The following is a 26,849-nucleotide window of genomic DNA, read 5'->3' as shown; positions in this document are numbered from 1 at the left end:
TTAGAAAACTTAATTATAAGGAGATGTGAATGTAATGAATCAGAAATTGACAATGACCACCCGCTCGCTGGAACAGCAAGTCGTGACCAACTTTAGTGGAAGCAACCTGGTGAAGAGTGACTTAGCGGGCGTTACGGCCCATAAAGGACAGTTTAAGGGCAGCGCGCTCGCCGGTTCCGACTTTTCGGGCTCGGATTTGACCGGCAGTACGTTTAATAGAAGCGACGTACGCGAAGCCAACTTTGACGGCACGAATCTGACGGACTGCAGCCTGTCTTCGCTTGACCTGACCAATGCAAGCTTCAATAAGTCGATTCTTGTACGAACCAACTTCAGCAGCGCGAATCTTAACGGAGCCAAATTCACGGGCGTAAGGATGACCGACGTCACGTTAACGACAACGGATCTGAAAACAACGATTTTTGAGGGCTGTTGGTTTGACGGGGTTGACTTCAAGTACTCCGATCTGAGCGGGCAGCGTTTCGACGGACAGACGTTTATCGGTGTGAAGTTTGACAGAGCGGATTTAAGCAACGCTTCGTTCAAGGGCGCTACATTAAAAAATGTTTCTTTCCAACCGGGGTTTACCTTTACTAAGAAGTACTATCGCATGATCAAAACGATCTGCTTTGACGGCGCGACGATGGATAAACTGACATTTGCTGCTCTCAAAGGCATGGATGCCAATTTGTCAAAAGTCACCGTCATTTAAGGGAGGGGATCCGATGCAAACCAAGACCACTCTGGCAAAAGGACTGCAAAAATCCAACAAGCAGCTCCAAGTGCTGAAAGGTGACGTTTCGGAGCCTTCTATAGTGAAAGAACACAAGCGGATTCTTTGATAAAGGAGAACGCCAAGCCGGGAGAGAGTTTGTAGTTTAAACCAATTGGACTGATAAAAAAGTAAAGTGAGGGAAACGAAATGGAAAAGAAAACAACAGAAAATTATAGTTCGTCAGAAAATATGAAGGAAAAAGGATTCGCTGCCGGACAGGATCGACCGGAGCTGCAGAAGGCCATCCAGGAGATCGTCGATTCCGGTTTCCTCGGGGTACAGCTGCGCGTGAACGATGAGCAGGGCGAGTGGGTCGGCAGCGCCGGGGTGAGCAGGTTGGGCGAGGAGGCGAAGCCGCCTACAAACGGGCACTTCCGGATAGGCAGCAACACCAAGACCTTCACCGCGACCGTGGTGCTGCAATTGGTTGCCGAGGGCAGGATCGGGCTGGACGACTCAGTGGTAGACTACCTGCCTGAGTTCGGGATGGACCCGCGGATCACGGTGCGGATGCTGCTGCAACACACCAGCGGGGTGTTCAACTTCACCGGCGAGTACTACGAAGACGGGACGGTCGTGCCGGGGATCCCCTGGCAGGGCCAGGAGTGGGTAGACAACCGGTTCAAGACCTACCGGCCGGAGGAACTGGTACAGCTGGCTTTATCCAAGCCGGCGCGATTCGAGCCGGGAACGGACTGGAGCTATTCCAACACCAACTACGTGCTGGCCAGGCTGCTGATCGAGAAGGTCACCGGCAGCTCGCTCGCCGAGGAGATGCAGCGGCTGATACTGGGGCCGCTTGGGCTGTCGGGTACCGTGGTACCAGACACCCAGCCGGAGATCCCCGAACCGCATGCCCACGCCTACTACCGGTACGAGGAGGCCGGCGAGCAGAAGACGGTCGACATTACCCGCCAGAACCCCTCCTGGATCTCCACCGGCGGCGACATGATCTCGACCACCCAGGATCTCCACACGTTCATCTCCGCGCTGATGGGCGGCAAGCTCCTCCCGGCCCCGCTGCTGGCCGAGATGTGCAAGCCGTATCCCAAAATCGGCTATGGCCTGGGGGTGTTCGTGCAGAACGCCGGTCCGAACGGCGACGTTACCATCATCACCCACAACGGCGGCATTTCGGGCTACGCGGCATTGATGTACAGCACGCCAGACGGTAGCAAGACCCTGACCGCCTCCGTGAATTATGTGGACGACGTCGCCATGTCCCTGGCAGCGGCGTTCCAGAAGGCGATTCCGAGGCTCGTCGAGGAGGTGTTCGGCGGCGGGCAGGCCGGGTCGGCTGACGCGGCCGAGCCAGCCAGTAAACAGGACTGACCACCTTGGCCCCGTACGAACAAGAAGCCAGCCGATTACTTTGATCGGCTGGCTTTATTCAACTAACGGGCAGGATAGAGTAATTGTAGAACCGAAATTATTTAATAACTTATTTTCTTCAGTAACACATCAGGCCCGTCTATTTAGGGTGATCAACAGCGCGTGATGGCACGAATGGTTGCCACAGCTGCCAAAGGAGAACCAAACAATGAAGAAGTACATACTTTTCGATCATGATGGTGTTCTGGTGGATACTGAATTCTGGTATTACAAAGCGGGAGAACGCGCTCTGGCTGACATTGGATTTACCTTGGATAAAGATCAGTACCTCCGTGACATGACCCAGTCATTAGGCACTTGGTCCCAAGCTAGGGCGGCTGGTATTGATGAACAGACCATCAGCAAGCAGCGTGAGGTCCGCAACGTCTATTATCAGGAGTATCTAAGAACAGAAGCCATAGAGATTGAAGGTGTGGTTGAAACTCTAGCCGAACTGTCAAAGTACGTCCGCATGGCCATCGTGACGACTGCCAAACGTGCGGATTTTCAACTTATTCATGAAAAGCGCCAGATCATACAATTCATGGAATTCGTCCTTGTACGTGAAGACTACGAGCACACCAAGCCGCACCCGGAACCATACTTGACCGGCCTAAAGCGCTTCGGGGCTAGCAAAGAAGAGACCCTGGTTGTAGAGGATTCAAACAGAGGGTTGAACTCAGCCGTGGCGGCTGGTATCGACTGTGCTATTGTCCATAACGACTTCACCAAAACACATGACTTCTCACAGGCCAACTATCGAATCAAGACTCTGAGTGAACTAAAGGACATTATCCTGAAAGTAACCTGAGAGACCCTAGAACCTTCGTTTGGGCCTGGTAAGGCCGGCACAAGACGGATTATAGTGATTAATGCATCGGCTTTTCCCATTCACCTTTGATTACTATCCCCGTCTCCTTCGCCGCTGCTTCAAGATCATGGACTTCCTGTGCTGTCAGCGTGATTTCGGCGGCTTTAACAGCATCAGCAATTTGGGAAGTTCTCGTAACGCCGATGATCGGAACGGTTCCTTTCGCAATGGCCCAAGCGATGGCAACTTGTGCAGAATTCGCATTGTGCTTATGGCCGACTTCCTTCATAACATGGATCAGGCCTTCCAGCTTCGCAAGCACGTCTTCATCAAACGCCTCTCCTCTTCTGGTGCCGCTGGGGAGAGGATTTTTCGCATTGTATTTGTCAGTTAATGCGCCTTGTTCCAACACCATATAGGAGAAGAACACAATGTTGTTTTCGTTGCAGTAATCAATAATTCCGGCTTCTTCGGACGAACGGTACAGTAAGCTGTAATGATTTTGTACAGCAGAGATTTTCAGCCCTTCTTCAGCCAAAATACTTTGTGCTAGTTGGATTTCCTCCAGAGTGTGGTTGGAGACGCCTGAATATTTTACTTTTTCGCTTTTCATGAGCGGAATCAGCTCGGGAGTCCATCTTTTTACATCAAGAGGATTATGGATCCAATAGATATCCGTCTGGTCTGCGCCGAGCCGATCCAGGCTGCTGTTCAAGCGGTCTACAACAGGGCCGCCAAGTTGCGGAGTGAATTTCGTTGAGAGCAGCACATCGTCGCGGCCTTTGGTAAACTCGCCCAGAATGCTTTCGGAGGCTCCCATTCCGTACACAGTCGCAGTGTCCCATAAATGGAGTCCGGCTTTCATCGCCGAATCAAAAACCGGTTTTAAGTCTTCCGCGGTAAGATGATTCCCGAAAATAGCATCCCCGCCGCCTTGACCGGTTCCCCATGACCAGGTGCCAAGAGCGATCGGAGGAATCATTTCATTTTGCAATTTTACTTTTTTCATTTGTTTCAACACCTTTCTAAATTAGTGAAACGTTTACCGCATGAGATAAGAATATCAAGGAGACGTATGAATTTCTTTGCCTACAAGCTCATTTCTATTTGTTTATTTAGCTCATTTTGGTTTCTGTACATAACAAAATACCGTTCCGCTGTAAGTTCCGCGAAACGGTATCTTCAAATCAGGTGCCTGTGCAGCCATTTTTCAGCCCCTTTAGGCATCCTCCTTCAACCTCAGCTGCCGTCTAAACTCTGAAGGCGGGAGTCCGAATTTTTCCTTAAATACTTTGGAAAAGTGAGCGATATTTTCAAATCCGGTCGAAAAACAGACTTCCGTAACAGATAACATGGTTTCCGCTAACAGTTCCTTGGCTTTATCCAGCCTTCGATTGCGAACCCATTTGAGCGGGGAGGTGTTGTATATTGCTTGAAAATCCCTTTTGAACGCCGCCAGGCTTCTGCCGGACAAATAGGCCAGGTCGTTAAGGGAAACGGGATTCATGAAGTTCTCCTCCATGATCTTTGCAATGCTGCCTCTTTCCTTGCTTATGGGTTGCATCATTTGATGCAACAAACGATCATTCGAATCTGCGATATGAAACAGCAATTCCATCAGCTTTACACGAACGAGTCCTTCTTTGACTTCGTCATGGTTCTCAAAATAGGGTTTTAACGATTCGATATAGCTTCCAATGCGGTCATTGATCGGAAAGACGGTTATCGGAACGACATCATTCACGAGATAAATTGGTTGTAAACCGGCGAATTTGAGGAATTCACCTACGATCTTCTCGTTCAGGAAAAACATCGTATAGTCGAGAATATAATCGGAATCGGGTTCACCCGCTTTCTCGTACTCGACTCCCATTGATTTATGAATAAACATCATTTCGTTGCTCCGTATTGTGTATTCTCGATCACCGAAGCGAATGGTATAGATACCCGACTTGACGATTAGCAGAAGATGATCCTGCAAAAAAAAGCTTCCTTTTATGCCTTGCGTGTAAAAACAGAATTCGATAACGGACATCCCATCCAGCTTCAAGCTCCCTTTTTTATTCGGGGACTTTACCAGTTCCTGAGGCACCCTGACCATTTTGCTTGATCTCATAGTCGTGGACGTCCCCGCCTTACTTGTTCCTGCGATTGCTCTAGTTTCCATTTCATAATCATCCTTTCGGATATGCCCGTCTGCGCTTACCTGTAGAATAATTAGAAGCCGTTTGGACGGTACCTGATAAAGATGTGCTTATACGTTTAGTATAACTGGAACCCGACGAGAATACTTTGCTGAAAAGCTCAAACGACTTGTTCATTTAGCTCCAAACGAGCAAGTTCTCCTGGTTTCTATTTTCAACTATGAAGATGACCGGGGCTTACTACGAAAAACTGAATCGTGCCTGTTAAGTGATTAGAAAGTAAATTACTATGATTAGACAAGAAATGGATAAAGAGCGAAGGAGTTGGCGGCGCCAGCTCCTTTCGTAATTTTTGCTGTTATGACGGTTAAAATGAACCGTATTATAAGTGTAACGATTAGAACCTAACGGAGTTACAGTGCTAAGCTGGCTTCAGGCATTAAGCTAACGGGCAGATTAGTGAAACTACACAGTTTTTTAAAGCGTATAATTATTATAAAAAAAACCCATATCGCTCATGCGGAGGTGAACTTGACTGGAGCATTTTTATGACTTGGTTCAATTGGCATTCTCGATTGCTCTCATCTCTTCCGTAGTGTTACTTCCATTCACCTATCTTTCTTCACAAAAGATACACTGGGGGCATGAAATTGCTGCAGCCGGTTCAACTTGGTTTGTGGCTGTCAGACTGTCACAACCCAGCAGCATTCAGCGGTGGATAGTACGTATCGCCAGACGAAGAGAAGCACCTGATGAAGACGACAATAGTCCTTCCCCACATTGATATTCCATACTTTCAAATAGGGAGGACAACGATGAAAAAGATTTTGTTGCTCCAAAAATGGGCCAAGTCCATTCTCGTCATGTTGATTGGAGTTATTCCGATCATTGTGCTCAGCGGGTGTTCGACAGCATCCCAATCAAACTCGATTAATGCCGACTCATCAGGGATATTTAACCACTTTTTTATTTATCCATTTTCGATCTTGATCAAATTCTTCGCGGATGCATTTCACGGAAACTACGGATTATCGATCGTGCTGATGACTTTCATCATCAGACTTGCGATCATGCCACTCATGATGAATCAAACCAAGAAACAAATGGACATGAAAGAAAAGATGGCCGTCCTCCAACCGGAGTTAACTGCACTTAAGGAAAAGTATAAGAACGACGTCAGTGCGGATGCAAAAAAACAACAGCAAGCCGAGATGATGCAGCTCTACCAGAAGCATCAATTTAATCCCTTAAACATGGGGTGTTTACCGATGCTTCTCCAATGGCCAATCACCCTAGCATTTTACTACGCCATACGTCGTACCCCAGAGATTGCAGCTCACGATTTTTTGTGGTTTAGCTTGGGGAAAACAGATATGATTTTGCCGTTTATTGCCGCTGCGGTGTATTACGTTCAGTTCCGCGTGTCTCAATCCGTTTCAGCGCAGTATCAGCAAAATCAAAATAACCAAATGGCTTTCATCGGGTTGTTATCACCGATCATGATGGGTGTATTTTCTTTTGGGATGCCCGCCGCGTTACCATTATATTGGGCTGTTGGCGGTATATTCATTATCGTGCAAACGATCATACTCAATAAAATGTACATGAAGCCAAAGGCAGCGATTAAAAACCTACCTACTGGTGCAGATGATTTATAAAATCGAACCAGTTATAAAATAATACTGAATACAGAGCATCTGAGGCGTAACCTCAGATGCTTTGTTATTTTTGTTGTTGGCTCGTTAACGGGGAAACTGAGGCTATGCGACAGGCCGAAATGAAAAGGACAACTTTTTACCGACGAGTCATAGAGGGCAGGCGAGTCAGGAAGCGCAAGAGCAGAAACTGAAGGGTTGAAGGCAAGGCATTAATTTATTTGGCATTATCGCCTTAAGCTAACGGGCAGGGTAGTTTAATAAACGATCTCCTAAAAAAGTCGTGGTAAACTATTCAAAGCAAGGTACTTGAGGGAGGATAAAACTCACAATGGACGACTCTTTAGTTAAACAAGCAGCACGAATTGCAGGCAATTTTCTTCAGGAAAAAGTTATAGCTTCTTATCAGATCAAAGGTAAAGGCATCACAAATCAGGTATGCGTAGTTGAAACAGAGCTTCATAAAGTGGTTGTCCGTATGAACGGAAAAGATGAATATCCTAGCTTTATCAAAGAGAAATGGTGTATCGAGCGAGCAGCTGAAGCAGGCGTTCCTGGACCTGAGGTGTTGTCCATTGGCATAGTTGATGAGACAGCATATATGATTCAAGCCTTTATTGAGGGAGTCAACGGGGTAGACAGTACTGTACCAAAGTCTATTATTTGGAGAAGACTGGGCGAATATGCCAAGCTTATTCATTCTATTCAAGTGAAGGGATACGGAGAAAATCTGATTGATCCTATCCATGGGGAGTTTCAGTCACCGCCTCATGCTGGATCAGACGGTACTTGGCAAGGGTATGTACAGCATAATATAAATAGTTTGACTGAGCATGATCCCTTGATTGAACTTGGAGTAATCAATCAGGTGGAATCGCAGAGAATAAAACAACGGTTTGAGGATATAAAGAGTGAACCGTTCCGTTTCGGATTAAACCATGGAGATATCTCATTAAAGAATACGATTGTCAATCAGGGAAACCAAGTGATCTTGCTGGATTGGAATGCAAAAGTAAGCGTGGTGCCCCATGCAACTGTTGCTCAATTGATGCATTACCAAATCCTAGGGCTGGATGAAAGCCCAAATGCTGAAGAATTCGAAGCGTTTATAGATGGATACGGAATAAGTGGAGAAGACCTTTCTGGCATAAGGAATTATCTGTTATTACGGGCTTTTGATAACCTTAGGTGGGCTATTAATCAAAGGCCGGATCTGGTCAGACCCTATGCTGCTTTCGCGAAACAAGTAGTAGATATTACTATGGATTAGCAGATGCGATGGCATTATAACTCATTTAAAACCAAGGGTGGAGAACGGGTAGGTTAACGGAACGAACAGAAGTTGCCCGCGTCAAATAGCTGGTTGAAAAAATATGAAAGGAGTTGAATGAGAAAGATGACAGCATCATTTTCACATAAGCCCGAAGGATACGAATGCCCATTTTGTCGTGTCTGGGGTATCGAGCGGCCTAATCAGGGAACAAAACAAAGGGATATCATTTATCAGAATGAAAAGGTAACGGCATTTATAGCGAGCAAATGGTGGCCAAACAATAAAGGACATGTTCTTGTTGTTCCTAATCAACATTTCGAGAACATCTATGATCTCCCCGCGGATTACGCTGTTGAAATTCACCTTGCGGCTCAGCTTACAGCATTTGCAATGAAAAGCACATATGGATGTGAGGGGATTTCTACGCGGCAACATAATGAGCCTGCCGGCAATCAAGACGTGTGGCATTATCACCTCCATGTTTACCCTAGATATGTGAATGATCAACTTTATCTGTCAAAGGGTTATCAGTCCGATCCAGATGAACGCTCATTCTATGCTGATAAGTTGCGTTCTTGGATAAAGGAAAACAACTAATGATATCCCCTAGTAGGAGATGAACCTGAAACTACGTGGTCTCTACTAGAGAAAAAAAATAAGGTTCTCTCATTAAACTAACGGGCAGGATAGTTGAACAGCCACAGCAACTTGTGCTGTACCAACAGCGTCTTATCAGTATTTTTTATTGGGGAAAGTATGAAGAAAACAATATAGTTTAGAAAATGATAAAATTGGGTCAAAAGCTGATGAAGAAGGAGGGATGCTCTTGCCAATTATACAATTAACCCTGCTCATTAACGCACCTATTGAGGTATGTTTTGATTTGTCCCGCAGCATTGATCTCCATATGGAATCGACCTCACACACAAATGAAATAGCGATAAAAGGTCGAACAAGTGGATTAATTACAGCAGAGGAAACTGTGACTTGGGAAGCTACGCATTTCGGCATTCGCCAACAACTAACATCAATCATTACTGAGTTTGATCCACCTCATAAATTTGTGGATGAGATGGTCAGCGGCGCTTTTAAAAGGTTTAGGCACGAGCATACATTTGAAAGACAAAATGGTGGTACGTTGATGATAGATAAATTCGATTACACGTCACCTTTTGGACCACTTGGTAAGTTAACAGACGTGATGTTTTTACGATCGTACATGGAACGTTTACTCATTCGGCGAAACGAATATATAAAAAATAAAGCCGAAAGTGAAAAGCGATACCCATTTTAAGTTCGTTAAGCTAACGGGAAACGATAGCTCAATAAATACACAAATACGCGGCTGCCGTATTATCGGCAGCCGCGTTTTGCTAACGGGCAGGATACTTCCAATTGCTGTATAATTAATATGCGAAATGGTTTGGCATAAGGGATCCAGTTTGCGAAGCTGGATCAAATGCTTCAGGTTGGAGGTGCTCCGGTGAATGAAAAGTCCATTGCTAAGCTTTACGTAATGACGGCAAAGCTTCCGGAAGAAGGCGTAGAGAAATTTAATGATTATGAAAGTCATGTACTACCTTTACTTAATGAGTACGGCGCGAAATTGGAAAGAAGACTCCAAAGCCCTGATCGTCTCATTGAGATTCATATCATCTGGTTTCCATCTTCTCAATCGTTTGAGAATTATTGTACAGACCCTAGGCGCAACGAGCATATCTATCTTCTTGTTGAATCAGGCGCTGAGATTGAGTTAAGAGTGATGAAAGACTTGAAGTAATAAGCTATCGGGGAACGATAGCTCAATGAAGACATTTGAAGGCAGCCGCCACAAAAGCCGGTTGCCTTTTTCTTAAACTAACGGGCAGGTTAGTTATAATGTACTCAGCCGTGGAATGTCTGAAATTCCATTGTAGTTTAGAGCGCCAGCAATTGTTGGAGCGATTCATAACATGCGGAAGGAGTATCCCCGGGGCAATGGGCCTTATGGGATAATCCCTCCGTTAGGGACTACGCCCTTGCTCCGCCGTCCACCGGCAGAACGACGCCTGTCACGTAAGAAGCGCGATCGCTCAATAACCAGGCAGCCGCTTGTGCGATCTCATGAGGGTCGGCAGGACGCCTAAGAGGCGTCACAGAGTTGCTTTTTTCGATTATATCTGGAACTTGTGCAACTAACCCCTCGATCATCTCGGTCATGGTGGTGCCAGGTGCAATAGCGTTTACGCGGATACCCGAAGGCCCGTATTCAATGGCAGCCGTCTCGGTCAGACTATTAACAGCCCGTTTGGCGGCTCCGTAGACAGACAACCCGGGATTACCTCTGAAGCTGCCCACGCTGCTGTTATTGACAATGGCACCGGTACCTGCAGTATCGAGCATTGCCTTGATTTCCGCTTTCATTGCCACCCAGATTCCTTTGTAATTTACAGCTTGAAGAAGGTCGAAATCCTCTTCTGTGACCTCTGTTAAGGGCGAAAGGGGAGCCCCAATTCCAGCATTATTGAATGCTATATCCAGGCGACCGTGACGCTCAACGGTCGTTTGAACCGCCCGTTCGATGCTGGCGGAATCGGCTAGGTCGGCTACAATGTAATCGGCTTTACCGCCTTTCGCGATAATTTCCTCAACTTCAGAGCGTAGAGCTGCTTCTGTTCTTGCGACGAGAGTAACCGCCGCTCCTTCTTCTGCGAAGAGTTTGGCTGCCGCTGCTCCGATGCCGCGGCTGGCCCCTGTAACCAGAGCTACTTTATTGATAAGCATTTCCTGAGAATTGTAATTTTGGTGCTGTGTTATTGATTGCATGGCCTGTCTCCTTTAAAGTCGGTAATGGTTTGAAACGTTTCAAACTGAGTTGAAGCGATTTCTATGATTGAGTATAATTTTCTAATACACTTTTAACGAGAGGTTGCTTAATCATAGGTTTCCGAGTAATAGGTTAGGAGGGGTTGAGATGAACGATCGCGAGCGCCGTTCGGCTCTTGGTGATTTTTTGCGTAAACATAGGTCAAGCCTTTCTCCAGAGGATGTGGGTTTGCCGACTGGGTCGCGCCGCCGGACAGCCGGATTGCGCAGGGAAGAGGTCGCACAGCTGTCGAATATCGGCACATCCTGGTATATGTGGCTGGAGCAGGGACGTGATGTCCGTCCGTCAGTACAAGTGTTGGAAAGCCTAGCTGCGGCACTAAAGCTTAATCCCAATGAACGACGCCATCTTTTTTTTCTTGCAGGAGAATCACTTCCTCCTTACTTGTCTCCTCATAAAGAAAGTATCGGGTCAGCATTTCAAAGGATGCTGGATGACCTTACTCCGAATCCTGTATATATTCTGGGAAGACGCTGGGATTTTGTGGCCTGGAATGATGCTGCAAATGAGGTTTTCTCTATTTCCTCGGCAGCACCGCCTCATGAATTCAATTTAATCTGGCGGTTTTTCACCGACCCGGTATGGAAGGGACGCTTCAAAAATTTCGACCAAAAGGCTACAGGAATGATTGCGGAATTCCACACGGCATCAGCCCGCTACGTTGAAGATTCGTCGTTTGCCGAATTAATAGAAGATCTTAAACGAATAAATCCTGAATTTGGCCGGCTATGGCTGCAGCATGAAACGCCCGGCTCTCTTGAAGGATTTAAAGAAGTGGAGCATCCCTACATGGGGCACCTTGAGTTTGATCATATTACCCTGCAAATCCCCAATGATCCTGATATGAGAGTGATGATTTACATGCCTCTACCATCAACAAGATCAAAGCTAGAAAAATATTTGGCAAAGGGATCACCAGCAAAAGAAAGTAAGGGATAATAACATCATTATCCAAGCGCGGGGGGCTTTCGATGTGGGAGTTTTATAATGTCGGAGGATAAGAACATACACGCAAAAGAAGTCGCGGGATCCGCGGCTTCTTTTGTTTTAAAGATACAAGTTCTTGCCCTCAGCTAGGGACATGAACTTGCATCTCTACCTGTGCTACTGGATGCCGGCAATCCGGGCTAAGGTAGAACCGTAGTGTATTTATTACGGTCGGTTTAGAGGAGCATTAGTCGAAAGGGAATGTTGTCCAAAAGCCGGCTGCCTTTTCCTCAATTAACGGGCAGGGGAGTTCAATGTTTTTCACGAATACCCTATATATGGATTATTTACGAAGATTTTGAATAAGTCGTTAGCCGAAAGCTGAATATAGCATAAAGTAGAGGAGCCTGAAATGAATAAATCTAAAAATATCATAACTATATTAGCAGTTGTAGTTATTATTCTAGTAGTTTTTCTAATATATTCTAGGAATGTACAAATGAACAGTAAAGAGATTTTAAAATACAAACAAAACATGATTGATATGGAATTTAAATATCAGTTAGGTGAATCAGCTACATGTTTTAGTAGGGATTTTACCGGTGGAAACAACAGTAATTATGAAAGTTGTGTAGGTTCAGTAGCTGCAGCTTCTGCCGTATCTAAACCCTCGTCTTATGAAGCCACCAATGATTTGATAGATGTAGGACTTGATGGTTTATACAAAGCAATGATAAATGGAGACAAGAAAGAAATAGTAATAGGTAAGGCTGAAGAGATAAGTAATATCTTCATGAAATTAAATCTAGATCCAACGGATATAGAAACCACAGATGAACTAAACAGTCTTGTTGCAAGTCTTTATAAATAAAGAATCTTCAAAACAGCCCGACTGGCAAGTCAGATTTACGCTCATACAGGGGTTGCCTAAAGTCCGCAATCGTAGTGCGGGTTACGTGGTTAATGCTGATTTGGCCATTATGAATGCCGTGGTAAGACTTGTAGACTGTCTACTTCTCGTCATAATATTAGTTCACTAAAATATGCCAAGAAAGGAATAGAATATTATGAAAAAGGTTCTAACAGGAATTATCGCTGCATTCATTTTATCTATCTCTTCACCTGCATACGCGGCAGATATGCAAATAAAAGTTGAAGGTATTACTATTACCTCCGCTGTGAAGCCCGAAATGAAGAACAATCGAACAATGGTGCCTTTGCGTTTTATCAGTGAAAATTTGGGAGCCAAGGTCAACTGGTCGGGTTCGGAAGTTACGCTCACAAAAAGCGATATGCTGGTAATCTTAAAATTGAAGAGCCATACAGCGATGAAAAATGGTAAACCCGCGTTACTCGATGCAACCCCATATATCAAGAATGATCGCATCATGGTTCCGCTCCGCTTTATTGCAGAAACGTTTAACTGCAGCGTCGGATTCAGAAATTCGACAGTATCTGTTGAACCTGCCCCATTTGTTCTCGATGGAGTGAAAGTCAAAGCATTGCAGTACGAAGTTAACTATACAATGGGCAGCATAGTAAAAGAAATTAATGGGAGTGCCTATATCGAAGCGATTTATCATGTTTTTGACAACAAAGGAAGTAAGGTGAATCCCCCTGCTAGTTACACTTCGAGTGTTATAGAGCTTACAAGGGGGGATTATTACATGAGTGGAAAGTTTGATTTTTTGGATCAAAAAGGGAACAGCATTAAACAATTTTATCTCTATACTTTATCTCATTCCGAGGGCAACCCCAGTGTTATGTTATACGCTGCGACTGAAAAACAATGGTACTCGTTTACCTACCCAGCATTTCAATCGATTGATCAGTTCATTGAAACTGCCGGGAAGAACGGTTTTCTGACGACGATCAGTGATACAAATCCATAAGGCAACCAATTAGAGGCTGCATTCTCATAGTTCAGAAAATGGCAGTTTTAAGGAGAAGATACAGAATGGAAAGAACAATCCTCGCAATTTCTGGCGGTGGTTTTTCCGAAGAAGATCAGGCCTACATTGATGAATACTTATTAAAAATACCTAGAAAGCAAGGACCATTAAAAATTGCATTTATTGCAACAGCCAGTAATGATGCACAAGGTTATATCGATAAGTTTTATAAGGCTTTTAAAAATGAACAATCAAGCCATCTTACTATATATGATTTTGACTCACCCCACATTCAAGAAATTGTTAATGATTTAGATATTGTGTATGTAGGCGGCGGGAATACCCAATATATGCTTGAAATTTGGAAAAAAACAGGCTTCGACGTTGTGTTGAGAAATGCTTATCAAAAAGGTGTCATATTAGCAGGTATAAGTGCAGGGGCCATGTGTTGGTTTGAAACTTGTTTTAGTGAAAAAAATGAAGAAGAATTCGAGGAATTTGAAGGTTTAGGATTGTTAAAAGGCAGCCTTTGTCCGCACTATAATGATAAAGAACGTCGTATTGCATTTGATCATTGGGCTTCTACTCAAAAAAACAGCACGCTTTATACTTTATTGGATAATGAGAATTTACACTTTAAAAATGAAAATATACTTTATTGGATAATGAGAATTTACACTTTAAAAATGAAAAGTTAGTTGCAAAAATAATTACGTGACGCTCTAAAGATCAGTGTGCTTTTTATTATACAAACGTTCCGCATAAGGGGGTCAACGCACATCGTAGCCGCAGGTGGATTTGTGGAAGATGAGCAAGGAAATATCCTTTTAGTAAACACTCGTGACGGTGGTTGGGTTTACCCTGGTGGACAAGTGGAAGTTGGAGAAAACTTGATGGATGCTATGGTTCGTGAAATTAAAGAGGAAAGCGGAATTGACATCACGGTTAGCAGCTTAATTGGTGTTTATTCAAATACAGGGATTTTTAAATGGAATGATGGCGTGACTGATGTTCCTACACAAGTTATTTTTGATTTCGTATGCAAACCTGTAGGAGGGGAGTTAGCTGTTTCTGAAGAAACAACCGATAGCCGTTGGGTAGCGAAGGAGAGAGTTCTTGATTTCATTACACATCCAGCGATTCGCACTCGCTATCAGGCTTATTTTGAGTTTAACGGAGCCGTAAATTACATAGAGTATGTAACGAACCCCGAGTTCCTAATCAAACATCAAACACATATATCGAAGTAGATTGTTTCTTCTGACACAATGTTGCCGGAGAGGGAATAGGTAAATCCTTGGTTCTAGAATTGATTAATAAGGCGAAACTTTGTGAGGGACTTGAACAGATTAACCTCACTGTCATCTCAAATAATAACGCGGCAAAGCGGCTTTATGAGACTATCGGTTTTGTAACTTACGGAACAGAGCAGAATGCCCTAAAGAATGGATATCAATATTGGGATGAAAATTTAATGGTCTTGCGGTTGAACTAAAGGGAAAAGGCAGCCATGGACGGTTGCCTTATAAAAAAAATAATGTTTAATCACTGTTTATAACTTTAGCAAATAGGAAATCGCTTTTTATTCGAATCGATGCATGGCTCAATTGCGATATACTGCAACAGATTCGCAAGATGGTGTGGTAATACCCCATTAAGACATACGGCTAACAATAAATACAATAATAATGGCTAGACTGGGGCAAGTGCTCCAGTCTTTTTTTGTTGCACTCATGGGCATGTAACCCAAAAGCGCGATCCGGCTGCCTTTCAGGAAGAAGCAGTGACATTTTTGCAAAGTAAACAAGTACAAATTTAATGAAAATAGTTTAAGATAGGGGTGAAAAAATATTTTGCAATTGAATTATATTTATGAAATTTTATTAGGAGGGTTGTCATGGTGAACCGTTTCTGGCAAACGTATCGCACTGTGCTGTTTTGTCGGTTATTCGCTAACTACTTTGCGCTGATTCTTACCCCAGTCATCGTAGCCGCCGTACTGACCAATTTTTTTGTCGTCCGGTTGATTGAGCATGATGCGGAAAGGTTGAACAATACCATCATGCAGCATTTCTCGGAGCAAACCGATGACACCTTCGCCTCTCTCGAACGTGATATGGTGAACATGCTGTCAACTGCAAGCCTCAAGAACTTTCCCGGAACGTCCGGCGATCCGGCCGACCTCACGCAGCACTATGAATGGATTCACTCGCTCATGCAACAAATGAATAAACTGGATTCGGAAGATCTGGTGTACAAATCGTTCCTGTACTTTGCGAGCGAAGATCTTGTCATCGACGGCAATACATACAGCAGCAAAGACGATTATTTCCGGGAACAGTATCTGATTAAAGATACGGATATGCCATCCTACTTTGCCAATTTTACTGGCAAGAAATCGATGGTTTTTACAAGACCGCATACCGTATTTGAAAGGCCGCCGTTCACTCGTGACATCGTCTCAACCCACTCGAACACCGCCATGCTGATGAGCTATCCATTCAACAATAGCAATCCCGAAGTCTATTTGGTCGTGAATCTTGATCTAGATAAGCTTCGCGGGCGATTGGGCATTCAAGAGAAGTGGGTAACGGATACGATGCTGGTCAACTCGTCCGGCTCCGTCCTGATCTCAAACGGATCGTCCGAGCTACAGCCTGATTCATTTGCAGAGATGATCCGTATGAATCCGGAACAGACTTTATTTTTAACCCAAAATAAGAAAGCGCTGTCATTCACCAAATCCCGGTTCAACGATACTTGGTATTATGTAAGCATGATCGATCTGCCCACCCTAATGAAGCCGGCAAGCACGATCCGCACGATAACGTTCGTACTGCTTGGCATGTTTATCATCGTAGGCGGCTTGGTTTCTTATTATTTGAGCCGGAGATTGTACAACCCGATTCGCGAAATTAAAACGGGGCTGGAATCGCAGCATCCGCATCTGGACGACGCACCCGGCTCCCACAGCGGCAACGAGTTCGATACGATAAAACGGTTTTCGCATTTGCTAATCTCTAAGAACAAAGAGCTGACACAGACCGTAAACGGCATGTTCCCGATCGTTCAGGAGCAATTTATTGTTCGAGTGTTGTTTGGTGAATACCGCGACAGCTTGTCCATCGAATATTACGCAAAAGAAATTGCCTTCCCGTACAAGCCGGTATCAGCCGCAACCGTCCTCTGCATTGATATCCAATACTATTCGCCATTCGCGGAACAACTGTCTGAAACGTCCAAATCATTTACGCTGGCCGAGCTGAAGGAGAAAATTCGCAAGCTGTCCCCGGCAATGATTTGGGTATGTCAAACACGTTCCGAACAATTGTCCTGCGTATTACATCACGAAGAGAATGGGCTTTGTGACCCCATGGAAACAGCGAATGTAATAAAGCTGCTCCTGGAGCATCCTTATTACAAGGCTTCCATTGGGATCGGGGAAACAGTCCATTCCGTCGCCGCCCTCCATCAGTCTTACAACCATGCACATTCGATGCTCCATTATAAGAGTTTGCACTCTGGTGCGGAAATTTGCAGCGAACAAAGGGTATGGAAGGAGCGATCGTCAGGAGACAGTTTCTTGTCTGCTCAAGAAGTGAACCGGATCTTCAATAGGTACAAAGCTGGTGATTGCAAAAACTTGCTTCAGTCCGTGTTCGACTTGCTGGACGCAGGAATGCGAAACAATGCGAACGCAGATCAGATGAAGAACTTGGGCACCGATGTACTGAATACTTGGGCCAGGGCCATCGAAAGTGAGCAAAACGATTTTGACATCTCGGTCTATTCCGAGTTGTTTGCCTCCATCAACCGCTGTGTAACCTGGGAAGAAATGAGGCAAACATTTCGGGAAATACACGGCGTATTGTTCCGGAAAATCGAAGTGCCGGATCGTAAACAACAGTTTGCCGAAATTTTGGACTATATTCGGACCCATTATAACGAAGAACTCTCCATTGAGCATTTCGCGGAGCAAATGAACATGTCCGCCGGGCATTTCAGCCGCATGTTCAAGGAAGAGGTGGGTGAGAAGTATGTGGAATACATCGCCAAGTACAGGATTTCGAAAGCAAAGCAATTTTTGCTCGAAACCGATCTGAAAATCGATGAAATAGCCGAACAAATCGGTTATTGGGGAAGGAACTCGTTCATCCGTAATTTTCGCCGTTACGAAGGAATTACCCCGGCTAAATATCGCACGATCCATCAATCATGAGTCTTCTTTTTTTCGAAGTCTCATTTTTTTCACCTGCTTATCATGCGAGTGGCGTTGTCATGCGGTTTGTAAAAATGGGGACATCCCGAAAACATGGTGCTTTACCCGCGGCGTGCCACCACATATAGTCAGAGCAAAGATTCGGTTGGCGTTCAAACGCCTACCAAAGGAGGTGAAACCGTTGTCATTCGATCGAAGCGACGCCGCGAACGCACAAATACCAGCCCGAGATCAAAGTGGAAAGGGCACTTCTCTCCGATTCAAGCTGAAGAAATACAAAACGTTATATTTGCTGATGCTGCCCGGCATTCTGTATTACATCCTCTTCAAGTACGCGCCGATGTACGGGGTGATCATCGCGTTTCAGAATTTCTCGATCGGCCGTGGGATCATGGGCAGCAAGTTTGTCGGCCTGCAGCATTTTATTGATTTTTTCCTCAACACGCCGGATGCCTGGAAGCTGGTCCGGAATACGGTCATGCTGAATGTGTACGACCTGATATTTCGTTTTCCGGCACCAATCATCCTTGCCTTGCTGTTCCATGAAATCCGAAGCCGGAAGTTCAAATGGTTCGTGCAGAGCGTCAGCTACATGCCTCACTTTTTATCTACCGTCGTGATCGCCGGCATTATGGTTACCTTTTTGTCGCAGCAGACCGGAATCGTCAATCATATACTCGACTGGCTCGGCTTCGGGCGAATTATGTTTCTCGGGGAGCCAGGTTGGTTCCGTACGATCTACGTAGGCTCGGAAATTTGGCAGACGATCGGCTGGGGCACCATCCTGTACTTGGCGGCTATTGCCGGCGTCGATCCGACGTTGTATGAGGCTGCTAAAATCGATGGCGCCAATCGCTTTCAACAAATGCGTCATGTGACCTTTATCGGTATGATTCCGGTTATGATCGTCCTGTTTGTTCTGACGCTTAGCCACTTTATGGAAACCGGCTTCCAAAAAATTATTTTGTTGTACAATCCGATGACCTATGAAACCGCGGACGTCCTCAACACATACATTTATCGCCGCGGCATCCTATCCGCCGACTTCAGCTTCGCTACGGCTGTCGGTTTGTTCCAGTCGGTGATCGGATTCGTGCTAGTCGTCTCAGCGAACCGTGTCGTCAAGAAATTTTCGGACACTAGTCTCTGGTGAAGGAGGCCGAGAAATGAAAATTAAGGAAAGCTTCGGCTCGAAGCTGTTTGACACTTTCAACATCTTCCTCATGGCCGTCCTTATTATCGTCATGGTATATCCGCTCGTATATGTGTTTTCCGCTTCCATCAGTGACAATGCCATGGTCATGAGCGGCCAGGTCGTTCTCTGGCCCAAATCGATCACCTTGATTGCTTATCAACGGCTTCTCGGCAATCCGGATCTATGGATCAGTTATTGGAACACGATTCGCTATACCGCCGTTCAAACCTTCTTATCGCTCGCCGTTACCTCTGCCATGGCTTATCCGCTTGCCAAAAAAGGGCTCCCTGGCCGTCCGCTGATTCTGTTCCTGGCGGCCTTCACGCTCATGTTCGGAGGAGGAATGATCCCGACCTTCCTTGTTGTGCAGAAACTGGGACTGCTGGATACGATGTGGGCGATCGTGCTGCCGTCGCTAGTCAGCACTTGGTATTTGTTCATCATGCGCACCTTTTTCGAAGGTTTGCCGGAAGAGCTTGAAGATGCGGCTACCATTGATGGCTGTGGCACGATGCAGGTGTTCCTAAAGATTGTACTGCCGCTTTCGCTCCCGGTACTCGTCTCCATTGGTCTGTTCACCGCCGTCAATCAATGGAACTCGTTCTTCGATGCGCTGATCTATTTGAAACGATCGGAGTATGTACCCTTTGCAGATCATGTTGCGCAACATTATTATCGCCGGCTCGAATGTCCAGGGCGAAGGCAACACGGACTATATAGAGACGCTGAAATACGCCATGATCACGATCGCTACGGTACCGATATTATGCGTGTATCCGTTTATTCAAAAATATTTCGTACAAGGCACCATGATCGGCGGAATCAAAGGATAGATGTAGATTCCACCGGAACTTATTCCTATATATCCGATGTCAATATAAGGAGGGTATAAACAAGTGAGTAAAAGAATGATGGCTATCATCCTTTCTGCCGTTATGCTGAGCGTTCTGACCGCCGGCTGCAGTGGAAAAGGCGGGAAGCAAGAAGGGGCAAATGGAGGAGGGACAGACTCGCAAAAGCCAATTTCGTTCTCCTGGCTAGTTTACGATCGCCCGGAAGGAAAGGTAAAGAATGATTGGGAGATTTTCAAGGAAATCGAAGCGAAAACGGGCGTTAAAGTGGATTGGCAGGTCGTCAGCCAAGAAGGCCTGACGGAGAAGCGGCAGATTATGATCGCTACCAACACGGTCACTGATTTTAGTCAGCCGACAAATCAAGAGGCTAGGGAGAACGGGCCGGAGAACGTGTTCCTGAATTTGAACGATTATTTGGATATCGCGCCCAATCTCAAAAAGTTCTATGAAACTTATCCCGAAGCGAAAGCTGTGGCAACTGGAGCGGATGGCGGTATCTACGACGTTCCTGTACTCGAAGGTGACCCTGCTGGGAAAGGTTTCAATTATATTTGGATGGCGCGCAAAGATTTGATGGATAAATACAACTTGAAAGCCCCGACAAATATTAATGAATTTTATCAATTCCTGAAAGACTTGAAGGCTAAAGAGCCGGACAGCTACCCGCTCAGCTTTAATACTCCGGTCACGGCGGATACCGGAATGTATACCGTATTCGGAAAGATTTTTACGGGTATTACAGGCTTTTTCAATCAAAGTCCGACGGAAGAGAAGTACGAGTTCGCGCCGTACAATAGCGGATATAAAGATGCACTTGTATTTATGAATAAGCTGTATACCGAGCAGCTGCTCGACCCCGAATTTTATTTGTTGACTCCGGATCAGTGGGAAGAACGGTTCTTAAAAGGGAAGTCGTCGGTAACCTACTACTGGAAGGCGGAAGTGAACCCAACGATCGACAAAGCGAAGCAAGCGGGCACGCCGGATTACGATCTGGATGCGCTTCCCGAGTTTGCCGCAGACGGCGTAAAGACCTACCAGTTTTCCCGTCCGGTCGTAGGATCGGTTGGGCGGGCCATTTCGGCGAAAGTCAAAGATAAGGAAAGAGCCGTCAAATTTCTTGATTATCTAGTGAGTGAAGAGGGCACCAATTATTTGTCGCTCGGTATTGAAGGCAAATCGTATACCCTTGAGGACGGGAAGCCGGTCTACATGAAAGAATTCGGAGCTAGCCCCTATGTGCCGCTGCGCCGCGATTTCGGCGTATGGTACGACAACATTTCGCTGAACAACGCATTGGCACGTCAAACGTGGGAGAGAGGTCTCGACGACAAAAGCAAAGCGATCAACAGCAGCTATGAGAAGTTCATCATTCCCGCCCCTAAGGCACTCGTGAAGACGACGGAAGAGCTCGATCTGGAAAAATCGAAGCTGACCCCGCTCACCAAGTTTCTGGAGCAGAAAATTACCGAATTCGTCACAGGCAAGACACCAATTACCGACGCGAACTACCAGCAGTTCTTGGATCAATTGAAGAAGCTCGGCTCCGATGAACTGCTTGAGATGTACAATACGGCATATAAGCGCACGTATGGTTCCAAGTAAGCGGTAAGATTCAAATCAAAGGAGGGCATGGAATGCGATCCGCATCGTTTATCGTTGATGCTGACATCCACAATGCGATCGACAAACTGCAGGACTTGCTGCCTTATTTACCGAAAGTATGGCACCAACAATGGCTCGAAAGTGGAATCGGTGTGCACGGGCAGTATTACTCGCCCGTAGGTGTATTGCGTCAGGATGCAAAGCCCGACAATGGCGCTACGCCCGGAAGCGATCCGCAGTTTGTCCTGAAGCATTATATGGAACCGTTCGGAATCGATTACGGCATACTAACGGGTGGGGGAGAACAGGGCCTTTCTCTTCACGCCGATCCGGACTATGCGAATGCCGTAGCTGCTGCCTTCAATGATTGGCTGGCGGATCATTGGCTTAGCGTCAGCCCAAAATTCAAAGGCTCCATTCAGATTAACCATTCCGATCCGGCCGAAGCCGTCAAAGAGATCGACAGGATGGGGCCGCATCCGGGCATGGTGCAGGTCGTTATGGGAAGCGGAGCGCGTATGCCGTACGGCAACCGCTTTTACCATCCGATCTACGAAGCAGCAGAACGGAATGGACTGCCGGTCGCCATTCATCCGGGCACGGAAGGGAAGGGAATATCCGGCGCCCCGACACCGGCCGGGTACCCGACCCGGTATATGGAATGGCACAATATTCTACCTGCGAATTTTATGACTCATATCAATAGCCTGGTATGCGAAGGGGTGTTCGAAAAATACCCGAAGCTTAAATTTGTAGCGATCGAAGGCGGTATAGCCTGGCTGCCCCATTTGATGTGGCGCATGGACAAAAACTATAAAGCGCTGCGCGATACCACGCCATGGCTCAAGCGTCTACCATCGGAGTATATTGTGGAGCATGTGCGGGTAACAACGCAACCGATCGAAGAACCGAAGCAGCCGGAACATCTGCTGCAAATCTTTCAGATGATGCATGCTGAACAGATCGCTATGTTCTCATCCGACTACCCGCATTGGGACTTCGACAATCCGAAAGTCGTGCTGAGAAACCTTCCTCAGAAGTTGAAAGAGCGTATTCTAGGGGATAACGCGGCAGAGCTGTACGGCTTCCCGATCCCGGAGAGGCCTAAGGAGGCGGGTCCCGCATGAGAGTGAAAGTGGCAGAGCCAGATGCGATCAGCGACGGCGGCAAACTTATCGTAAAAGTGAAAGAGATGGAAATCGGCCTGTTTCGGATCGAAGGTCAATACTATGCGTGGCGTAACGTTTGCCCGCATGCGGCGGCGCCGGTATGCGCGGGGGTGATTCGAGGGACCCGGCTTCCTTCCGATGTTTACGATTATTGTTACGGATTGGAAGATCGAGTGCTGCGATGCCCATGGCACGGTTGGGAATTTGACCTGAAGAGCGGTCATCACCTGGCTCCAGGCAGCGACGCGAAGCTGCGTGGTTATCCGGTGGAAACCGACGATACCGGGGTATATGTTGTGTTACGTAAGAGAAATTGAAGCTTGGTTTGCGGCTAGGGATATGATTCCTTAGCCGTTTTTTTCAAGAACAAACATGCTTAACAGCCGCGTCACTGCGGCTTTTTTTCATTTAACAATATAAGTACTTGTCAGCAGGAATACATAAGAACGAATCGAAGCAATAGATGATCGCCAAACAAATGGAAAGAGGAAAACTGGATGAGAGCATTTATTATTACAGGTACGTCTCGTGGTTTGGGTTATGAGATCTGTAAGCAGCTTATTAACCGTAATCATCTTATCTTTGCAGTTGCAAGGAACCATAATGACTCTCTGTTCGAATTTGCAGCTCAACACGGTTGTAAATTACATTTTGTAAAATATGATCTACAAAACACAGATGGCATATCAGAATTAATTAGAGGAATAATGGAACGAGTTCATGACGAAATAGAGTCGATTACATTGATTAATAACGCAGCTCAGGTAACACCTTTAGGGAATATAGAAGATTGTAGACCTGAAGACGCAATAAAAAGTATACAAACAAACTTGTTAGCGCCGATCTTGTTAACCCGGTCTTTAATAAACCAAACGGATGAGATGAGTGTCCATCGAATCATTGTAAACGTATCCTCTGGTTCCGCTAAAGATGCGGCGGCCGGCATGAGCGTGTACTGTGCTTCAAAGGCAGCTTTGAATATGTTCACGTCCTGCATACAATTAGAGGATCATAAATCGTTAACTGTATACAGAGTAGATCCGGGTATGGTTGATACCTCTATGCAGGAGGTGGCACGGAACCAAGAAGGACTAGCAGTTGCGAATTTTTTTAGGGAAGCCAAAGAAACAGGTGCTTTGAAATCTGCGGAAGATGCTGCCAAAAAAATTGTTAGGAGGGTTTTAGCTTCCTAGAGTAAAGCAGGATACGATTGTTCAATAACATAGGAAAAATGTGCTGACGCTGATCGGCAGCTTCATTAGGTTAACGGGCAGACTAGTTCCATAATGGGACTCACGTCGAAGCCAATAATAGATATGGTCACAAATAATCAATGATGAATGATATAGTGGAGATAGAAGCCAATATTTCAAGAAACTGGACTGTACGGTGAATAAAGTGTTAGACTGGGGGCTACTGAACTATCGTTCAAAAGATTTGAGTAAGGGGGTAACGCTTAAATGGAAATGGATACGAATCAGGAACTGACTATTGGTCAAGTTACCGAGCGCACCGGACTTAGCGTCCACTCGCTTCGATTCTACGAGCGTGAAGGCCTGCTGCTATCCACCCGGATTGCGCGGGACAGCGGCGGCGGCCGCCGCTACAGTCCAGCCGACATCGAGTGGCTGGGCATTTGCACCAAGCTGCGGGCTTCGGGAATGCCGCTTTCTCAGATCAAGCGATACGCGGAGCTGGTCCGCCAGGGAAGAGGAAACGAGCACGAACGACTTGAAATCCTCCTCGAGCACCAACGTCGAATTGCCGCTCAAGTTGCAGAACTGAACGACTGTATGGAACTCATCAACTGGAAAGTTGACGTCTACGAGCAGCACCTCGAGCAAGGAACCGCGCAGCACCTTTGGACCGCCGGCAGGTGAGCAATTTTGCCGCTATATAGAGAAATCCTAGGAAAAATAGAGAACGGCTCTTTCGCAAAAAAAGCGAACAGAGCCGTTTTTTCGCATTCGGGTCGCAATGGAACAGAAAGTTACAACAAAATCCCCTTTGACATAGAGTACTCTCTAGGTATTAGGATGAAGTGGTCAATCACATTGTATTTTTTTTAGGAGGGAAATTTATGAACACTTTTACCTTTTATAATCCGACCACATTGTATTTCGGCAGCGGCCAGCTGGAGCAATTAACAACCGAGGTACCTAAATTCGGGAAAAACGTGCTGCTCGTCTATGGCGGCGGAAGCATTAAGCAGAACGGCATCTACGATAACGTATTAAAGCTGCTCAAAGGCGTGGACGCTAATGTCGTGGAGCTAAGCGGTGTGGAACCGAATCCACGGCTTACGACCGTGCATCGTGGCGTGGAATTGTGCCGCAGCCAGCACATTGACCTCATTCTTGCAGTTGGCGGCGGCAGCGTCATCGATTGTGCCAAAGCCATTGCGGTAGGCGCGAAATACGAAGGCGACTTCTGGGACATCGTTACGCGCAAAGCTGCAGCGACAGGCGCTCTGCCGCTCGGTACTGTGCTGACAATAGCCGCCACAGGCTCGGAAATGAATTCAAGCTCGGTTATTACGAACTGGGAGACGAAAGAGAAATTGCTCTGGGGTACTCCTTATGCGTTTCCTAAGTTTTCGATTCTCGATCCGGCACATACGGCTTCCTTACCTGCAAATCAAACCGTCTACGGCATGGTCGATATGATGTCTCATGTATTTGAACAGTATTTTCATCATGTGACGAATACGCCGGTGCAGGACGGCTTCTGTGAAACCATCCTTCGCACCGTAATTGAAACGGCACCTCGGCTGCTTGAAGATTTGCAAAATCTAGAAGAGAGAGCCACCATTCTCTACAGCGGTACGATGGCTCTCAATGGCGTGTTAAGAATGGGCATCCTTGGCGACTGGGCAACCCATAACCTGGAGCATGCCGTTTCGGCGGTGTATGACATTCCGCATGGCGGCGGCCTGGCCATCCTGTTCCCGAACTGGATGACCTACACGCTGGACGCTAATGTAGCGCGGTTCAAACAATTCGCGCAGCGCGTCTTCGGCATCGAAGCCCCAGGCAAATCCGACCGCCAGGTCGCTGAAGAAGGCATCGCGGCGCTTCGCCAGTTCTTCAATTCCATTGGCGCGCCAGCCCGATTGGCCGATTACGACATCGACGACTCCTCCATCGAGCTGATGGCCGATAAGGCGATGGTGTGCGGCGACTTCGGCAACTTCAAAAAACTGACTCGCGACGATGTCGTGAACATTTATCGCATGTCCCTGTAAGCGGGGCAGGCTGGAAAAAGGAGTGCAGGCCGCCGAGGGCGGTCTTGGGCTCCTTTTTTTTGTGTGTTGATATAAGGATAAATGCGTCATAAATCTACTGTTCAATCAAAGGTAACAGACCGACTCTCAAGGTGCCCCTCATCTTGACGAGTATTTGCTTCAGGCACTCTATTCGACGCACCGCCTGTTCGCGGGACCAATTATTCCCCTATTACGGGTGCTATACCAGCAGCAACGACCACCAAAACTTCTCGCGCCATGTCTTCCGCCGATCGATATTCCGGATGTCTGCTCCACTCCAGGGCTGATCCAAATATGCCCCAGCTTGCAATCCGGGCGGCAGTTTCCACCGTCTCTCGTGAAACGGATGGTTCCGATTGTTCACTTAACCAGGTGAATAATAGGTCATACAGCTCCTTTTGCATCGCGACCTCAAATAACGGTTCATACTGACGATCAGCTAAAGTCATATACGGACGAGTACAGAAAAGAAAATCAAAAACGATTAAAATAAGCGTTCGCAGGCTCCCTATATCGGATAAAGCAGCATTAGGCAGCTCATCCTTCAGCTTCTCTAGAAATTTTTCCCGCATCCAGCTCTCAAGAAATGCGAATTTGTCTTCAAAATGCGCATAGAACGTGGAGCGGTTTACGGTCGCGTATGCCGTAATATCTTGTACGGTAATAGAAGTGACATTCCTCTTCTGCTCAAGCAATTCCATAAAAGCTTGCATCAATAGTTGACGCGTCCTTTTCACACGGGGATCGTTTATGTTAGTCAGCATGTTATGCTCCACCCTCTCTCTCAGGATAAATTGGTTATCATGCGTTTAGGAAAACTAAAGGCCA

26 protein-coding genes and 1 pseudogene are annotated in these 26,849 nt (G+C 46.2%); 23 read left to right on the top strand and 4 right to left on the bottom strand.

The window, feature by feature from the left end:
* The first annotated feature begins 34 nt into the window (after window positions 1-34).
* The 3 genes from ABIE48_RS27155 (at window position 35) to ABIE48_RS27145 (ending at window position 2,957) form a co-directional block, all read left to right on the top strand.
* The gene (locus tag ABIE48_RS27155) at window positions 35-712 is read left to right on the top strand and encodes a pentapeptide repeat-containing protein (protein WP_260867104.1); all 678 of its coding nucleotides are present in this window, start codon (window positions 35-37) and stop codon (window positions 710-712) included.
* 210 nt (window positions 713-922) lie between these two features.
* Window positions 923-2,107, top strand: a complete 1,185-nt coding sequence (locus tag ABIE48_RS27150; protein WP_354520025.1) for a serine hydrolase domain-containing protein — start codon at window positions 923-925, stop codon at window positions 2,105-2,107.
* Between the two features lie 208 nt (window positions 2,108-2,315).
* The gene (locus ABIE48_RS27145) at window positions 2,316-2,957 is read left to right on the top strand and encodes an HAD family hydrolase (protein ID WP_192717175.1); all 642 of its coding nucleotides are present in this window, start codon (window positions 2,316-2,318) and stop codon (window positions 2,955-2,957) included.
* Window positions 2,958-3,015: 58 nt separating this feature from the next.
* Here the strand turns inward: ABIE48_RS27145 and ABIE48_RS27140 are convergent, their stop codons facing one another.
* Window positions 3,016-3,966: an aldo/keto reductase gene (locus ABIE48_RS27140; RefSeq protein ID WP_145164652.1), complete on the bottom strand. Its 951-nt coding sequence runs from the start codon at window positions 3,964-3,966 to the stop codon at window positions 3,016-3,018.
* Window positions 3,967-4,176: 210 nt separating this feature from the next.
* Window positions 4,177-5,124 (bottom strand): helix-turn-helix domain-containing protein, encoded by a 948-nt coding sequence (locus ABIE48_RS27135; RefSeq protein ID WP_354520022.1) that lies wholly within the window; start codon window positions 5,122-5,124, stop codon window positions 4,177-4,179.
* A 792-nt stretch (window positions 5,125-5,916) separates the two neighbouring features.
* Here ABIE48_RS27135 and yidC point away from each other — a divergent pair.
* The 5 genes from yidC to ABIE48_RS27110 all read left to right on the top strand — a co-directional run bounded on the left by yidC (window position 5,917) and on the right by ABIE48_RS27110 (window position 9,809).
* Window positions 5,917-6,759, top strand: a complete 843-nt coding sequence (yidC, locus tag ABIE48_RS27130) for a membrane protein insertase YidC (protein ID WP_192717174.1) — start codon at window positions 5,917-5,919, stop codon at window positions 6,757-6,759.
* Window positions 6,760-7,087: 328 nt separating this feature from the next.
* On the top strand, window positions 7,088-8,026 hold the full coding sequence (locus tag ABIE48_RS27125) for a phosphotransferase (RefSeq protein ID WP_192717173.1): 939 nt from the start codon (window positions 7,088-7,090) through the stop codon (window positions 8,024-8,026).
* Window positions 8,027-8,152: 126 nt separating this feature from the next.
* The gene (locus tag ABIE48_RS27120) at window positions 8,153-8,626 is read left to right on the top strand and encodes an HIT family protein (protein WP_192717235.1); all 474 of its coding nucleotides are present in this window, start codon (window positions 8,153-8,155) and stop codon (window positions 8,624-8,626) included.
* Between the two features lie 229 nt (window positions 8,627-8,855).
* Window positions 8,856-9,323 (top strand): SRPBCC family protein, encoded by a 468-nt coding sequence (locus ABIE48_RS27115; RefSeq protein WP_192717172.1) that lies wholly within the window; start codon window positions 8,856-8,858, stop codon window positions 9,321-9,323.
* Window positions 9,324-9,512: 189 nt separating this feature from the next.
* The gene (locus ABIE48_RS27110; protein ID WP_354520019.1) at window positions 9,513-9,809 is read left to right on the top strand and encodes a hypothetical protein; all 297 of its coding nucleotides are present in this window, start codon (window positions 9,513-9,515) and stop codon (window positions 9,807-9,809) included.
* Window positions 9,810-10,039: 230 nt separating this feature from the next.
* On the opposite strand, the gene ABIE48_RS27105 is transcribed toward ABIE48_RS27110, so the two are convergent.
* Window positions 10,040-10,834 carry an SDR family NAD(P)-dependent oxidoreductase gene (locus tag ABIE48_RS27105; RefSeq protein WP_192717171.1) on the bottom strand — a complete coding sequence of 265 codons (795 nt, stop codon included), beginning with the start codon at window positions 10,832-10,834 and terminating at the stop codon, window positions 10,040-10,042.
* Window positions 10,835-10,982: 148 nt separating this feature from the next.
* On the opposite strand from ABIE48_RS27105, the gene ABIE48_RS27100 reads away from it, so the two are divergent.
* The 15 genes and pseudogenes from ABIE48_RS27100 to ABIE48_RS27030 all read left to right on the top strand — a co-directional run bounded on the left by ABIE48_RS27100 (window position 10,983) and on the right by ABIE48_RS27030 (window position 26,000).
* Window positions 10,983-11,834, top strand: coding sequence for a helix-turn-helix transcriptional regulator (locus ABIE48_RS27100; protein ID WP_192717170.1), 852 nt, complete (start codon window positions 10,983-10,985; stop codon window positions 11,832-11,834).
* Window positions 11,835-12,234: 400 nt separating this feature from the next.
* Window positions 12,235-12,693, top strand: a complete 459-nt coding sequence (locus ABIE48_RS27095) for a hypothetical protein (protein ID WP_192717169.1) — start codon at window positions 12,235-12,237, stop codon at window positions 12,691-12,693.
* A gap of 196 nt (window positions 12,694-12,889) precedes the next feature.
* Window positions 12,890-13,714 carry a copper amine oxidase N-terminal domain-containing protein gene (locus ABIE48_RS27090; RefSeq protein ID WP_192717168.1) on the top strand — a complete coding sequence of 275 codons (825 nt, stop codon included), beginning with the start codon at window positions 12,890-12,892 and terminating at the stop codon, window positions 13,712-13,714.
* Window positions 13,715-13,779: 65 nt separating this feature from the next.
* On the top strand, window positions 13,780-14,412 hold the full coding sequence (locus tag ABIE48_RS27085) for a Type 1 glutamine amidotransferase-like domain-containing protein (RefSeq protein ID WP_192717167.1): 633 nt from the start codon (window positions 13,780-13,782) through the stop codon (window positions 14,410-14,412).
* Window positions 14,413-14,475: 63 nt separating this feature from the next.
* Window positions 14,476-14,964, top strand: a complete 489-nt coding sequence (locus tag ABIE48_RS27080) for an NUDIX hydrolase (RefSeq protein WP_192717233.1) — start codon at window positions 14,476-14,478, stop codon at window positions 14,962-14,964.
* A gap of 32 nt (window positions 14,965-14,996) precedes the next feature.
* Window positions 14,997-15,209: pseudogene (locus ABIE48_RS27075) on the top strand (GNAT family N-acetyltransferase); the annotation flags it as partial.
* Window positions 15,210-15,611: 402 nt separating this feature from the next.
* Window positions 15,612-17,933, top strand: coding sequence for a helix-turn-helix domain-containing protein (locus ABIE48_RS27070; RefSeq protein WP_192717166.1), 2,322 nt, complete (start codon window positions 15,612-15,614; stop codon window positions 17,931-17,933).
* A 295-nt stretch (window positions 17,934-18,228) separates the two neighbouring features.
* Entirely contained in the window at window positions 18,229-19,086 is an 858-nt protein-coding gene (locus ABIE48_RS27065) for an ABC transporter permease (RefSeq protein WP_084204339.1), read from the top strand.
* Between the two features lie 13 nt (window positions 19,087-19,099).
* On the top strand, window positions 19,100-20,020 hold the full coding sequence (locus ABIE48_RS27060) for a carbohydrate ABC transporter permease (protein ID WP_354520015.1): 921 nt from the start codon (window positions 19,100-19,102) through the stop codon (window positions 20,018-20,020).
* Between the two features lie 4 nt (window positions 20,021-20,024).
* A complete protein-coding gene (locus tag ABIE48_RS27055; RefSeq protein ID WP_354520013.1) occupies window positions 20,025-21,587 on the top strand; it encodes an extracellular solute-binding protein in 1,563 nt (520 codons plus the stop codon).
* A gap of 32 nt (window positions 21,588-21,619) precedes the next feature.
* Window positions 21,620-22,714, top strand: a complete 1,095-nt coding sequence (locus ABIE48_RS27050) for an amidohydrolase family protein (RefSeq protein ID WP_192717164.1) — start codon at window positions 21,620-21,622, stop codon at window positions 22,712-22,714.
* Complete coding sequence (locus ABIE48_RS27045; RefSeq protein WP_145028394.1) at window positions 22,711-23,073, top strand: Rieske (2Fe-2S) protein; 363 nt, start codon at window positions 22,711-22,713, stop codon at window positions 23,071-23,073. Before ABIE48_RS27050 ends, ABIE48_RS27045 begins: the two co-directional genes overlap by 4 nt.
* Window positions 23,074-23,253: 180 nt before the next feature.
* Window positions 23,254-23,949 (top strand): SDR family NAD(P)-dependent oxidoreductase, encoded by a 696-nt coding sequence (locus ABIE48_RS27040; protein ID WP_192717163.1) that lies wholly within the window; start codon window positions 23,254-23,256, stop codon window positions 23,947-23,949.
* Between the two features lie 267 nt (window positions 23,950-24,216).
* Window positions 24,217-24,636 (top strand): MerR family transcriptional regulator, encoded by a 420-nt coding sequence (locus ABIE48_RS27035; protein WP_354520010.1) that lies wholly within the window; start codon window positions 24,217-24,219, stop codon window positions 24,634-24,636.
* 200 nt (window positions 24,637-24,836) lie between these two features.
* Complete coding sequence (locus ABIE48_RS27030; RefSeq protein ID WP_192717162.1) at window positions 24,837-26,000, top strand: iron-containing alcohol dehydrogenase; 1,164 nt, start codon at window positions 24,837-24,839, stop codon at window positions 25,998-26,000.
* 200 nt (window positions 26,001-26,200) lie between these two features.
* Here ABIE48_RS27030 and ABIE48_RS27025 read toward each other — a convergent pair whose 3' ends face one another.
* Window positions 26,201-26,785 carry a TetR/AcrR family transcriptional regulator gene (locus ABIE48_RS27025; RefSeq protein WP_192717161.1) on the bottom strand — a complete coding sequence of 195 codons (585 nt, stop codon included), beginning with the start codon at window positions 26,783-26,785 and terminating at the stop codon, window positions 26,201-26,203.
* Window positions 26,786-26,849: the final 64 nt, after the last annotated feature.

The sequence above is a fragment of the Paenibacillus sp. OAE614 genome (assembly GCF_040546645.1).
Classification (GTDB): domain Bacteria; phylum Bacillota; class Bacilli; order Paenibacillales; family Paenibacillaceae; genus Paenibacillus_AQ; species Paenibacillus_AQ favisporus.
Note: the sequence above shows the minus strand (reverse complement) of the source record. Positions and strands in the feature narration are given on the sequence as shown.